At 36.3% G+C, this 12,650-nt stretch carries 14 protein-coding genes; all 14 read right to left on the reverse strand.

The genetic code is table 11. From position 1 onward, the window contains the following. Window positions 1-432 (reverse strand): molybdenum cofactor biosynthesis protein MoaE, encoded by a 432-nt coding sequence (locus ABEB31_RS01780; RefSeq protein ID WP_347049626.1) that lies wholly within the window; start codon window positions 430-432, stop codon window positions 1-3. Window positions 433-599: 167 nt separating this feature from the next. Beyond that, entirely contained in the window at window positions 600-1,673 is a 1,074-nt protein-coding gene (gene moeB / locus ABEB31_RS01785) for a molybdopterin-synthase adenylyltransferase MoeB (RefSeq protein ID WP_347049627.1), read from the reverse strand. Between the two features lie 3 nt (window positions 1,674-1,676). Further along, on the reverse strand, window positions 1,677-1,916 hold the full coding sequence (locus tag ABEB31_RS01790) for a MoaD/ThiS family protein (RefSeq protein ID WP_347049628.1): 240 nt from the start codon (window positions 1,914-1,916) through the stop codon (window positions 1,677-1,679). Between the two features lie 2 nt (window positions 1,917-1,918). Continuing rightward, window positions 1,919-2,707: a uroporphyrinogen-III C-methyltransferase gene (gene cobA / locus ABEB31_RS01795; RefSeq protein WP_347049629.1), complete on the reverse strand. Its 789-nt coding sequence runs from the start codon at window positions 2,705-2,707 to the stop codon at window positions 1,919-1,921. A gap of 5 nt (window positions 2,708-2,712) precedes the next feature. Continuing rightward, on the reverse strand, window positions 2,713-3,282 hold the full coding sequence (locus tag ABEB31_RS01800) for a molybdenum cofactor guanylyltransferase (protein ID WP_347049630.1): 570 nt from the start codon (window positions 3,280-3,282) through the stop codon (window positions 2,713-2,715). Window positions 3,283-3,503: 221 nt separating this feature from the next. Beyond that, complete coding sequence (locus ABEB31_RS01805) at window positions 3,504-4,250, reverse strand: sulfite exporter TauE/SafE family protein (protein WP_347049631.1); 747 nt, start codon at window positions 4,248-4,250, stop codon at window positions 3,504-3,506. A gap of 319 nt (window positions 4,251-4,569) precedes the next feature. After that, a complete protein-coding gene (locus ABEB31_RS01810) occupies window positions 4,570-5,742 on the reverse strand; it encodes a molybdopterin molybdotransferase MoeA (RefSeq protein ID WP_347049632.1) in 1,173 nt (390 codons plus the stop codon). 164 nt (window positions 5,743-5,906) lie between these two features. Further along, window positions 5,907-6,155, reverse strand: a complete 249-nt coding sequence (locus ABEB31_RS01815; RefSeq protein WP_347049633.1) for a DUF6755 family protein — start codon at window positions 6,153-6,155, stop codon at window positions 5,907-5,909. Between the two features lie 16 nt (window positions 6,156-6,171). Further along, window positions 6,172-6,684, reverse strand: a complete 513-nt coding sequence (locus tag ABEB31_RS01820; protein WP_347049634.1) for a QcrA and Rieske domain-containing protein — start codon at window positions 6,682-6,684, stop codon at window positions 6,172-6,174. A gap of 10 nt (window positions 6,685-6,694) precedes the next feature. Beyond that, window positions 6,695-7,264 (reverse strand): 4Fe-4S dicluster domain-containing protein, encoded by a 570-nt coding sequence (locus tag ABEB31_RS01825; protein WP_347049635.1) that lies wholly within the window; start codon window positions 7,262-7,264, stop codon window positions 6,695-6,697. An 18-nt stretch (window positions 7,265-7,282) separates the two neighbouring features. Beyond that, window positions 7,283-9,499: a molybdopterin oxidoreductase family protein gene (locus ABEB31_RS01830; RefSeq protein WP_347049636.1), complete on the reverse strand. Its 2,217-nt coding sequence runs from the start codon at window positions 9,497-9,499 to the stop codon at window positions 7,283-7,285. An 82-nt stretch (window positions 9,500-9,581) separates the two neighbouring features. Next, window positions 9,582-10,631, reverse strand: coding sequence for an MFS transporter (locus tag ABEB31_RS01835; RefSeq protein WP_347049637.1), 1,050 nt, complete (start codon window positions 10,629-10,631; stop codon window positions 9,582-9,584). A 28-nt stretch (window positions 10,632-10,659) separates the two neighbouring features. Continuing rightward, the gene (locus ABEB31_RS01840; RefSeq protein ID WP_347049638.1) at window positions 10,660-12,252 is read right to left on the reverse strand and encodes an MFS transporter; all 1,593 of its coding nucleotides are present in this window, start codon (window positions 12,250-12,252) and stop codon (window positions 10,660-10,662) included. A 21-nt stretch (window positions 12,253-12,273) separates the two neighbouring features. Continuing rightward, a complete protein-coding gene (locus tag ABEB31_RS01845; RefSeq protein ID WP_347049639.1) occupies window positions 12,274-12,477 on the reverse strand; it encodes a hypothetical protein in 204 nt (67 codons plus the stop codon). Between the last annotated feature and the right edge of the window lie 173 nt (window positions 12,478-12,650).

Raw genomic sequence — 12,650 nt, forward strand, 5'->3', positions numbered from 1 at the left:
TTAGGTGTTTTGTTTCCAGGTGAATGTATCGTTTTCAAACATTTCTTTACCAAAAATCGGCACATCGGTTTTAATCCAGTTTACGATCGACTCTGTTGCTTCATAAACTTGTTTTCTTCCCGTCGCAGACACAAAAACAAACAAACAAATTTCTCCTGCTTTTACAACGCCCAAACTGTGGTAGATGTGCATGCAGGTTAAATCGAATTTGGCAAATGCTTTTTCCCGAATAGCATGTAAAGCTTCGTTTGCCATATCGGTGTAAGCCGAATAATCGATTGCAACAACAATATTATCGTGAATCACATCGGCGCGAACCTGACCCAGAAAAATATTATGCGCACCAATAGTATGTTTGGATTGATGTTTGGCAATTGACTCTGCAATAAATTCCGGCGAAATTGGTCCCTCTACAAATACGTTTTTACTCATTTTTTTTATTTTTTTGCTCCAGATTTCACAGATTAAAAATGATTTTTGTTTTGTCAGGCTGAGCGGAGTCGAAGCCCTGTCCAATCTGGATGCCCTTCGACTCCGCTCAGGGTGACAATCTAACTTCACATTTTTAATTTATGAATCCCGATCGCTATCGGGAGTGGTTATATTTTTTCTTCTTTTAATAATAATTTCATTGCCAAAGCACCGCCTTCAATACTTTTTACATTCTTAAATTGATGTTTTTGAAACAATTCAACAGCTAATTTACTCCTGATTCCGGACTGGCAGAAAATATAAATGGTTTGGTTTTTATCAAACTTTTCGATTTCGTTTTCTAAATTCTTTAACGGAATTTGTATTTGATTTTTGATACTGATTTTTGGAAGTTCCTCATCATTTCGTACATCTAAAAAAAGAACCTCATCATTATCAATTTCTTCCGAAATCAAATCAAATTTTATTTCAGGCACTTCGCTTTCAATTGAATTGTATTTTCTGTCAAAATCCTCTTTGGTCATTTCAAAAATCGAACTTCTATCGAAATCATATTTTTGTTGTTCGTTATTTAAAATAGTATAAACCAATATTTTTCCACTCAAAACATCTCCAATTCCAATAATCATTTTAATAACTTCATTTGCCTGAAGCATCCCAATAATCCCAACTGTAATCCCGATGACACCCGCTTCTTCACAATTTATGGCGTTTGAACTTTCGGCGGGATACAAACATCTGTAAGTTGGCCCGTTTTGAAAATTAAAAACCGAAACCTGTCCCTGAAACCTAAAAACAGAACCGTAAACCATTGGTTTATTGGTAACCAGACAAGCATCATTTATTAAATATTTAATCGAAATACTATCAGTTGCATCAACAATTATGTCATAGGCTTCAAATAAGGAAATCGCATTTTTACCCGATAATCTTTCGGCAAATACATTTACCTTTATTTCAGGATTTAATTCCGAAATCATCAATCCGGCTTCTTCTGCTTTTGATTTTCCAACTGCTGCAGTTTTATAAATTACCTGGCGATGCAAATTTGAAACTTCAATATCATCATCATCCACGATTCCGATTTCACCAACTCCGGCAGCGGCCAGATATGGTAAAATGGAAGCGCCCAAACCTCCGGCACCAATTACCAGAACCTTAGCTTTAGATAATTTCTGCTGGCCTTCTTCTCCTATTTCAGGAAGTATGATTTGTCTGTTATATCGGTTTCCTTCGTTCATAAATTATCCTCCTGCAAATGGGGGCAATAATGCTATTGTATCGCTGCTTTGCAATTTATAATCACTTTCTTTAGAAACTATTTTTTGATTTACCGCCACACTGAAAGTCATCGAATCAAATTCATATTTTTCGTCTAAATCCTGCAACAACTTTTGCAGTGATAATTCTTCAGAAAAAGATAATTTTTCGAATTCGCATTTTGTTTTTTCAGCAACCGCTCCAAAATATTTAACCTCAATCATTTTTATAAATTTAAATTTTGAAAAATGAATTCATCATCAAAATGTTCCTGGAAATATTCCGTTATTTTTGATGTATTTTTCACTACTTCGCCAATGACAATAATAGCAGGCGAAGAAATATTATTTTCTGATACCAATTTAGTAATTGTACGAATGGTTCCTATTACTTTTTGCTCCGAATTTTTCGTTCCGTTCTGAATAATCGCAATCGGCAGATCGTCATCGCGATTTTCCTGATAAATGGATATGATTTCGTCTAATTTATGCATTCCCATCAAAATAACCACGGTCGCCGCCGATTTTGAAGCCAAATGCACATCTTTTGACAATTTATGATCTGATGTTGTTCCTGTGATCACCCAAAAACTCTCCGCGATTTGCCGTTGTGTCAAACTAATTCCCGCAGCTGCCGGAACACCCAGAGCCGACGAAATTCCTGGAACTACAGCGGTTTCCAAACCCGATTTTACCGCATAATCCACTTCTTCACTACCTCTTCCAAACACAAAAGAATCGCCTCCTTTTAAACGCACTACATGTCCGTAACGATTGGCCATCGAGACAATTAGTTCGTTTATCTGATCCTGCGTGTACGCATGACAACCTAAACGCTTACCCACAAAAACAATTTCTGCATGGGGTGCGTACTGCAACAATTCTTCGTTGACCAACGCATCATACAAAACAACATCGGAGCTTTCCAATGCTTTAATTGCCTTTATTGTAATCAGTTCGACATCGCCCGGACCTGCGCCTACAATGGTCAATTTTGGTGTTTTTAAATTTCGCATAGTCTTTAAGTTAGATTGGTATTCAAATCGTTTAATTCGTCAGCTGAATTTATATTGGTTAAAGGAAAAGTTTCGTTTTCCTCTATTTTTATAATTTGATGCGGCACTTTGGACAGCAAATCCATCATTCTTAATTCACCCGCATCAATAGATTTTTTGATTACCGGTAAAATATCCTTCGAATAAATACCAATTAAAGGATGGGTTTTACTTTCGGAAGCAAAAATTGTAATTCCGGCTTCTCTGGTATGTTTCGAAATCAATTCCTGCAATAACCCGGTCGAAATTAATGGAATATCACAACTTAAAATCAGATTAAATTCGGTTTCAGAATGTGATAAGGCGGTATAAATTCCTCCTAAAGGTCCTTTATCAACAATTATATCAGGTACTTTTTCATATTCTAAATAATCATATTCACTTGATGCTGTGATTAGCTTTATCTGATTTGTAACAGGCAAAATCGCCTGAATTATATGCTCTATAAATGGTTTATCCTGAAACAGAACCAATCCTTTTTCTGACTGCATTCTGGAGCTTTTTCCACCGCAAAGAATAAATACTGTTGTTTTCATCGTTTTTTGTTTAGGTTTTTCCTTTGTTTCAGGTTTCAGGTTTCAGGTTTTCTAATCTTTGCTTTACAATGGTTAAACCATTGGTTATGCTTTTAAATTCTTTTGTTTTTTTGACGTTGCCAAGGTTTACACCTTTGGACGCATTGTAAATCTCTTTTAGTTTTTCAAAATCTTGTCACCTTGAGGAATGAGAAATGACAAACTAGATCTATATTTTTTTCTCATGGGAAAATCAATTTTATACTCGCCATTAAAATTACTGTTCCTAAAACCATTTTTAATGTTCTGTTGGAGAAGGAGCCGCTTCCGTAGAATCCTCCTAACACTCCTCCCACAACTGCAATGGGCACTAAATAAAAACTTTCCATCGGAATTGCTTTTCCTCCTAAAAAGAATCCCATCATTCCTGCAAATGAATTCACGAAAATAAATAAACTCGAAATTGCTGCTGATTCTTTTACATTTGCCCAACCTAAAAACAATAAAATCGGACTTAAAATAATTCCGCCTCCAATTCCTAACATTCCGGATAATAATCCGATTGCAAAGCCAATGACCAGTGCAAGCGGAATATTTATTCTAACTTCTTCTTTTTCTTTAAAATTAAAAATTCCAAATAATCTCAAGGCCGCAAAAACCAATACAATTCCGAGAATTATTTTATAAATCGTATTATCTAATGTTATAAAACCTCCAATAAACGCTGCCGGAATTGACGCAATCGCAAATGGATAAAAGAGCTTTGGCTTGAAATAATTATTCCGGTAATAAAACAAAAATGAAATACTGGACACAAAAAGATTCAGCAACAATGCCGATGGTTTCATTACTGAAATCGGAAATGCAAAAATGCTCATTAAAGCCAAATATCCCGAAGCCCCGCCGTGACCAACACTTGAGTATAAAAACGCAATGATGATTAAGGCAAAACTGAACAGGATTATATTTTCGGAACTTAAGAGATTCATTTCTGTTTTTTGTTTTTTGTTTTTTGTTTTTTGTTTTTTGCTACAGTTTTTTTTGTAATCTTTTTGTTATGAGCGGATTAAATAACTTGGATTATTCACATGGCGAATCCTCCGACTTCGCTCAGGAGGACAAAACTGTGCGTTATTTTAATTCTGCTTTTTGTTATTTTACACCATCTTATTATTTCGACTCAAAGGAGAAATGACAACTATCTGTTTATTAATAGCTATATGTTTTTATTTACACAGCGCTTTTCAACATCGCCTCTAAAATCTATTTTCTTTACTCTATTTTCTTTACTCTATTTTCAAAAAAAAGCTAATCAATCGGCAATAAAGTTACTTCCTGCCCTGTTTTATAATTCTCTACATTTTCCGGAACAATCAGTAAACTGTTTGCCAAAGCAAAAGTGTTCAGCATTGCAGAACTTTGACCGTTTAATACCGTAACAGTTGTCTCGTCGTACTTTGCTTTTAAAAACAAGGTTTTTCCTGTATCGTTTTTAATATCAGAATTTAATTTGCGAACTAATTTTGGTGTATGACTTTCGGCAAATCCCATTCTGTTTTTTATTGCGGGAGCCACATAGATATAAAAATTAGTCAACGATGAAGCAGGATTCCCCGGAAGGGCAAAAACCAAAGTTTCATTTTTAGAACCAAAGAACATTGGCTTTCCTGGTTTTTGGTTTATTTTATAAAAAAGTTCTTTTACATCGTTTTGCAATAAAGCCTCTTTTACAAAATCGTAATCACCAACCGAAATTCCTCCCGAAATCAAAACAATATCATTTTTTTTTAAAATGCTTTTTAACGCTTTTTTTGTTGCTTTTAAATTGTCTTTAACCCGATAAACTTTTGCTTTTGCAATTCCGATACTCTGCAATGCAGCTTCAAGCATAATGGAATTACTTTCAAAAATTTTTCCTTTTTTTAATTTTTTACCCGGAGCAATCAATTCGTTTCCTGTGACTAAAATCGCAACTTTAGGCTTTTTGTAAACCTCAACTTCTGTAATTCCTAAACAGGCTAAAAATCCAATTGCGGCAGGCGTTATTAAAGTGTCAGCTTCGAAAACTATATCATCTTTTGCGATTTGTTCACCCTTAGCACGTACATTGGCCAGTTTCTCAGGCATTGTGGCGATGAGGATTGAATCTTTGCTCCCCATTACATGCTCCTGCATTACTACCGTATCTGCACTATCGGGAACATAAGCACCGGTAAATATTCGAATAGCTTCTGTTTCTTTGAGCTTTATATTGAAATGATCTCCTGCTTGCGAAATACCCACGATATCATATTGATGCCTGATACTGTGCTTAAAAGCGTATCCATCCATGGCCGATTGCCGAAACGGCGGCATATTGATCGGCGAAATTACTTTCTCTGCCAAAACATATCCCAAAGCTTTTGCAACCGGGATTCGTTTAGTTGGCATCTTAGTACTGTTTGCTTCAATTATTGCTATGGCTTCTTCAACTTTGATCATTAGGCTATTTATTAAAAGCAAAAATACTTATTACAAATATAAGTACTTTTACTTAGTTTAAATCATTAATATATCTTAAACTTTTAAAAAATATAAATTTAGCGTAATTCCTTCAAATACTTTCAGAAAAAACTAAAATAGCCTTTCGAAATTGATGATTTCGTTTATTCTTTTCTGAAATTTCCTTTTGGAAGATAATACAGCCATGCAAATCCAATAAAAAACAGGACTGCAGATGCTATAAAAGCGGGAATTAATATTTCTTTATTATTATCTAATGCATTATTTAGTGAGGCATATAAAAGCCAGATTTGAATACTGACATTTAAAATCAGGATAAAAATAAGTGTAGAAAGTATATTATTTAATTTGTTCGGATTTGCGCGGTTCTGACTTCTTCTGAATGTACTCATAATTCAAAAATTTAAATTAACTGTCTTTTTTCTCTATATAGGCTTTTACAAAAACAGCATTTTCTTTAAAAAACACTTCCAGTTGAGGCAAAGCTCTTGGCGGCGGTCCAGCAATTACATCTCCCGTCATGGCATCAAAAGATCCTTCATGACAGGGACAGTGAATAATTCCGGTTCCTGGTTTGTAGAAAACCGAACATGAAAGGTGTGTGCATTTTTGTTCATACGCTCTGAATTCGCCACTTTCCAAATGAATTAAAATATAGGGAATTGTACTACCTTCCAACACAAAACCTCGTGTTCCTCCCACTGGAACCTCTTCTTTATTACAGATAAAATGTTCTCCCTGAACTTCCTCTTTGGGTAGTAAAAATGCTTTTGCCGTTACAAATCCGCTGCCTACCATTAATCCGCCGGAAACAAAAGTTAGGAATTTGGCAAAATCACGACGGCTGACCTGTGTTGATTCTTGTTTTTTAATCGGAAAATCTTTTTTCCAATTTTGATTTAAATTATCTTCTTTAGACATGACTTGTCATTTAATAAATTCGTAATTCTGTACTTCCTTTAGGCATCATGATATTAACCTTCGTTTTTACTTTTTCTTTGCCAAAAACGAAATTATTAATCGGTGTACTATTGGGTCTCATTTCTTCGATTTGCTCTTTCGTTCCGTAAAACAAAGCACCACTTGGACAAACAGTGGCACACATTGGCTTTTTACCAACGCTTGTCCGGTCATAACACATGGTACATTTCATCATTAAATCATATTCTTCCACTTTTTTAGGAACTCCGAAAGGACAAGCCATCACGCAGTTTGAACAGCCAATACATCGCTCGGTGCTTGCCGTGTGTACCACTCCAAATTCGTCCTGCGAAATGGCATCTGCCGGACAGACATTGGCACAAACCGGATCTTCGCAGTGCATGCAGACCTGTACCGTTGTCTGAATGGTTGACGCACGATCAACATAATTGACGCTGATTAAAGTCTGCTGACCGTTTGTTTCACATTCTGCGCAGGCCATTTCGCAAGCTTTACAGCCAATGCAGCGCTGCATGTCTACAAAAAATTCTTCGCTTGTATTAAAATTGGTTAAATTCATAAGGTCCTTTTTTATAGATTAAACACTTGCATAAGCTTCAGATTCTTTAGACGGGGGCGCAATTGTTCCTTGCGGATCAAGGAAACACGCACATACTTTAAATTCCGGGATTTTAGAAATCGGATCCAGAGTTCCGGGCGTTAACTGATTGGCTGATTTACTACCCGGCCAATGATAAGGTATAAAAACAGTATCTTTTCTTATAGTCTCCACAATATTGGCAGGAAAAATCCCCTCGCCTCTTCTTGTTACGACGCGGACTAATTCGCGTTGCTTAATTCCGTATAGCAAAGCCATTTCCGGATGAATTTCCACCATAGGTTCAGGAAACTGATCAACTAATTTTCCGATTCTTCGGGTCTGTGTCCCACTTAAATATTGTGAAACAACGCGGCCAGTCGTCAAAGTAACCGGATATTCGTCATTCGTTACTTCACCCGGTAATTTATAAGGCGCAGGATTAAAATGTGCTTTTCCGTCTGGCGTTTTAAATTTTTTATCTTCCCACAATCTTGGCGTACCCGGATGATCTTCTGTTGGGCAAGGCCAGAACACGCCCATATTGTCTTCTACCTTTTTATATGAAATTCCGAAATAATCTGCTGTTCCTCCTTTTGAAGCAACTCTTAATTCGTTAAAAATTTCCTCGCTGTTATTATATGTAAATTTATCTTTCTCTCCTAGTCGCTCTGCAATTTCCAACAATATCGAAGTATCGGTCCTGGCTTCTCCCGGAGGCGTTACGGCCTGTCTGATTCTGATCACACGCCCTTCTGCAGAAGTGGTCGTTCCTTCTTCCTCTTCCTGTAAAGAACCTGCTAAAACAATATCCGCATGACGGGCAGTTTCATTTAAAAAGAAATCGATACAAACGTAAAACTCTAATTTTTCGAGTGCAGATCGCACATAATTATTGTTTGGAAGTGAAACCAGCGGATTAAAACAAAGCGAAATTAGTCCTTTGATTTCGCCTTTGTGTATGGCTTCAATAATTTCATAAGCTGTAAGTCCTGTATGGGGCATATCTTCTTCTTTGATTCCCCAAACTTCTGAGATATATTTACGATGTTCAGGATTTTCAATATCCCGATTCCCCGGTAACTGATCGCACTTATGTCCGTGTTCTCTTCCGCCCTGACCGTTTCCCTGTCCGGTGATAGTGCCGTAACCACAATAAGGTCTTCCGATTCTTCCTGTTGCCAAAACGAGGTTGATACATCCTAAAACATTATCGACACCTTTGGAATGATGCTCGATACCACGAGCGTGAAGTAAAAAGCTGGTCTTTGCTTTTCCCCATAATTCGGCGGCCGCTTTTATTTTTTCTTTATCAATTCCGGTAATTTCCTCTGCCCATTCTAAAGTATACTCTTTTACAGCATCTAATGTTTCCTGAAATCCAGATGTATAATTATCAATAAAGTCATGATCCAGCATATCGTGATCTGCCAGATATTTCAGCATTGCACCGTACAAAGCCGAATCTGTCCCGGGTTTTACATCGAGATGAATATCGGCTGTTCTTGCTAAGGGAATCATTCTTGGATCAATCACAATTAATTTGGCACCGCGGTCCCTGGCTTTCCAAATCCAATGTGTAAGTGTTGGGAAAGTTTCGCTTATATTTGCTCCGGTTACAATGATTACCTCGGCATATTCCAAATCCGAATAATTGTTGGAAGCGCGGTCTAAACCAAATGCTTTTTTATTTCCGGCGCCTGCGCTGACCATACAAAGTCTGCCATTGTAATCCAGATTTCTGGTTTTTAATGCTACGCGGGCAAATTTTCCAACTAAATAACTTTTTTCATTTGTCAAGGAGACTCCTGACAACATTGAAAAAGCATGTTTTCCGTATTTTTCCTGAATTCGTTTTATTTCGGAAACGGTTTTATCCATTGCATCATCCCAGGAAATTTTTTCAAAACCTTTTCCTTCTACTCTTTGAATGGGATGCAAAAGTCTGTCAGGATGATTATTCTGGAGATATCTCTGAACTCCTTTCGGGCACAAACGGCCTTCATTAAAAGGAAATTCCATCCAGGGTTCAAAGCCTACTACTTTATTTTCTTTGACTAACAATTGAATCCCGCATTGCATTCCGCAAAAACAGCAATGTGTTTTCACTACATCATCGGGTTCATCTTTTCCATCGTAACCGTCTACTGGTGCATAATTTAAATGTGGCCCAAAAACGTCTATGATTTTCTCTATTTCTACTGGTAGTTTAGCCATTTTGCTTTTTGTTTTTTTGTTTCAGGTTCCAAGTTCCAAGTTCCAGGTTCTCTACAAACATTAAACCTGAAACTATTTAAGATTATCCAAATAAGTTTCCGCCATCCAATCTGGCTTTTAAATGTGCCTGAGCCAATCGTGATCTTTTTCCTTCCGGACTTAAATCCAGATGAGAGGTTCCGTCTTCGTGGGTAAAATCGAAACCTAATTGTTTGGTTACCACTTTTAAATCATCTATATGAAGTTGAGTAGCAAATTTTTCTCCTGTATGAGGACAAACTGCCATTCCTTTTTTTATACCTTCCTTTTTGTAAATATGTGCGCCTATCTGTGCCGGACGCTGAATGATGTGAAAGAATTTACCAAACGGAATCCATATCAAAAACATAATTACTGTTACGGCGTGAATTACAGCAAGAAAATCATACGCAAAACCTTTCATAAACTGATACGAATATGTTAGGCATAAACCTGTTACTGAGATGGCAATCAATAAAATCAACGGTAATAAATCGCCTTCAAAAGTTTGGGTTGCAATTAAACCCGGATTGGTTAATCTTCTTCTTAAATAATAAACAGAGCCAATTATTACCAGCCAGGAAGACCAGTTTAATGCATGAAATATCAAAAAAGCTAAGATGGAGCCTATTTCAAATTCCATCATCTTAAATCCGAAGAAGTGAGCTTCATATATCGAAATAGAATTCGGTGCCAATGTAAAGTGAATCCATCCAAATGTTAGCGGAATCGTAATAGCGAAAGCAGATAAACATCCGATCGCAATACAAAAATGGGCAAACCATCGGTATTTACTTCTCGGATAAATAAATTTCTGAACGACAATGTTCTGAACAGATTCTTTTCCCAGAAACCATAAGTGTGAAAAAACTTTTCCTGTAAAAAGAAATTTAATACTTCTTTTAAAATACATCCAGGTTGGCGGACGCTGTAACCAAACCGTATACCGATAAACGATTCCAAAGAAAGCAAATACGGTTCCGAAAAGATAAGTGATTAGTGCGGCATCAAAGTTTTGTAATTCTCTGGAACCATAAAATACAAATACAATTGTAAGTACAGAAACCAAAGAAGCGACGAGTAAGGCCTTGGTATTAAACGTTTTATTTTTCATCCTTAATTTGAATTTAATGATTACTTATTTAACTTGGTTTCTCACAATTTTTACGATTGTAAAACCACCAATTGATACCTGTAGCTAATATAGTAAAAAAAGCAACACCAATAAAGAATTGATTTACAGTACCATTAGCAGAAATATTATTACCAATTAATTTAGAAAATATAAAAGGTCCAAATGCAGCAATGGCAGCTGTCCAGCCAATAACTCCTGCAGCCTGACGCGGATTTTCCTTGAAAATAATTGGATATTGTCTAAAAGTTCCCGCATTTCCAATTCCGGTAAAAAAGAACATTGCTAAGATTACAGTTACAAAAAGTGGAAATTGATCCATACTTGTAGGCGCAACCAAGCCCTGAGTCACTAAAAGTACTGCTCCTGCCAAAATTCCTAAACCTGTAATAGTTGTTAAAACGGCACCTCCTACTTTATCTGCTACAAATCCGAAAACTATGCGGCTGGCAGAACCAATTAGCGGACCGTAAAATGCATACACTAAAGGATCCGGTGCATTTGGGAAATCTCCGTACAAAAATTTAATCATTAGCGGAAACGCAGCTGATAAACCTGCAAATGTTCCAAATGTCATTACGTAAGTAATTGTGCAATACCAGGTATGCTTGTTTGAAAAAATATCCAATTGTTCTTTTACAGACGCTTTCATTGGAATACTTCTTAAATAGAACCAGCTTATTACCGCCATTATCAGCAAAAACGGAGTATACCAAAATGCAGCAGATTGCAGATAAATTGGCTTATTTTTGACTGCTGCATTTTCAGGTTTAATGTTGTTTAATATTTTCTCTGCTACTTTTGGATTTGCATTGGCAATTGCTTTTGCTTTTGCTTTAAGTGGAAGGGAAGTAAAAATCAACACATTATCATTTGTATTCTTTGAAACACTTACAGAATCAATGATGTTTTTCTTAACATTAGAAAGTATTTTAGTCTGAACTTCAGGATATAAAGCTCCAAATACTTCTTTTTGCTTCTCAATTGAGGAGTTTTGAAAAACCGCTAAAGTTTCCTTTGGGTCAATGCTTGTAAAAACGGTGGATGCACCAAAAATACCTACACTAATAACCAACGGTGTCACAAACTGTGCGACCGAAACCCCAAAATTTCCTATTCCAGCCTGAATTCCCAAGGCTGTTCCTTTTAATCTTTGCGGAAAAAACAAACTGGTACTTGGCATGTATGAAGAAAAATCGCCGCCTCCAAAACCTGTTGTAAAAGCCAAAACTGCAAATACCCAAAAAGGAGTGTTTACATCCATTATGGCAATCCCGATTCCGATTACCGGAATTAATTTTATCGCTGTAGCGAATGATATAATGTGTCGTGTTCCAAAAATTGGCAGTAAAAAAGTGTGAATGATTCTTAAAAATCCTGCTGCCAGTCCAGGAATTGCCGTTAACCAGAACAACTGATCTTTGGAAAAATTAAATCCTAAACCCGGTAATTTTACTGCAATTACACTCATCATAAACCACGATGCAAATGATAGTAATAATGTAATAGTTGTAATAGTTAATGTTCTCCACGCAATTTTACTTCCGCCAGAATTCCAAGACGCTTCATCTTCAGGGTTCCATTTGTCTAACCAAGTTTTCATTTTATTTTGTTTTAATTTTTATTAATTCTCTTCTATTTCTCTTTTAAAATTGGGTGATTTGTTATGCATTGCACTTATAATTGTTCTGTGCATCCAGATTAGGCAAAGCACAGAAACCAGACAAATAAATATCCACCAACTCGTCCAGAGACCTGTGTAATTAAGGAGATAGCCAAAAATTATCGGACCCAAAAATCCTCCAAGTCCTCCAATTAAACCCACCATTCCGCCGACCACTAAATGAGTATATAGCTCCCAATTACAGGGTCAAAATTAAGTTCATAAAATCTTACTAAAAATGACAAATATCATATTAAGGACAGGTTTGTCCTTATTTAAAATTATACTAAACAATTAATGAAATGTAGTTCTTATAAAGCGAAAAAGCCTTTTTTCTT

Source organism: Flavobacterium olei (assembly GCF_039749035.1).
Classification (GTDB): domain Bacteria; phylum Bacteroidota; class Bacteroidia; order Flavobacteriales; family Flavobacteriaceae; genus Flavobacterium; species Flavobacterium olei.

What these genes read in the sequence shown, in the direction of transcription:
- ABEB31_RS01780 (WP_347049626.1), bottom strand. Translation starts at nt 432, where the DNA reads ATGAGTAAAAACGTATTTGTAGAGGGACCAATTTCGCCGGAATTTATT.
- moeB (WP_347049627.1), bottom strand. Translation starts at nt 1,673, where the DNA reads ATGAACGAAGGAAACCGATATAACAGACAAATCATACTTCCTGAAATA.
- ABEB31_RS01790 (WP_347049628.1), bottom strand. Translation starts at nt 1,916, where the DNA reads ATGATTGAGGTTAAATATTTTGGAGCGGTTGCTGAAAAAACAAAATGC.
- cobA (WP_347049629.1), bottom strand. Translation starts at nt 2,707, where the DNA reads ATGCGAAATTTAAAAACACCAAAATTGACCATTGTAGGCGCAGGTCCG.
- ABEB31_RS01800 (WP_347049630.1), bottom strand. Translation starts at nt 3,282, where the DNA reads ATGAAAACAACAGTATTTATTCTTTGCGGTGGAAAAAGCTCCAGAATG.
- ABEB31_RS01805 (WP_347049631.1), bottom strand. Translation starts at nt 4,250, where the DNA reads ATGAATCTCTTAAGTTCCGAAAATATAATCCTGTTCAGTTTTGCCTTA.
- ABEB31_RS01810 (WP_347049632.1), bottom strand. Translation starts at nt 5,742, where the DNA reads ATGATCAAAGTTGAAGAAGCCATAGCAATAATTGAAGCAAACAGTACT.
- ABEB31_RS01815 (WP_347049633.1), bottom strand. Translation starts at nt 6,155, where the DNA reads ATGAGTACATTCAGAAGAAGTCAGAACCGCGCAAATCCGAACAAATTA.
- ABEB31_RS01820 (WP_347049634.1), bottom strand. Translation starts at nt 6,684, where the DNA reads ATGTCTAAAGAAGATAATTTAAATCAAAATTGGAAAAAAGATTTTCCG.
- ABEB31_RS01825 (WP_347049635.1), bottom strand. Translation starts at nt 7,264, where the DNA reads ATGAATTTAACCAATTTTAATACAAGCGAAGAATTTTTTGTAGACATG.
- ABEB31_RS01830 (WP_347049636.1), bottom strand. Translation starts at nt 9,499, where the DNA reads ATGGCTAAACTACCAGTAGAAATAGAGAAAATCATAGACGTTTTTGGG.
- ABEB31_RS01835 (WP_347049637.1), bottom strand. Translation starts at nt 10,631, where the DNA reads ATGAAAAATAAAACGTTTAATACCAAGGCCTTACTCGTCGCTTCTTTG.
- ABEB31_RS01840 (WP_347049638.1), bottom strand. Translation starts at nt 12,252, where the DNA reads ATGAAAACTTGGTTAGACAAATGGAACCCTGAAGATGAAGCGTCTTGG.
- ABEB31_RS01845 (WP_347049639.1), bottom strand. Translation starts at nt 12,477, where the DNA reads ATGGTGGGTTTAATTGGAGGACTTGGAGGATTTTTGGGTCCGATAATT.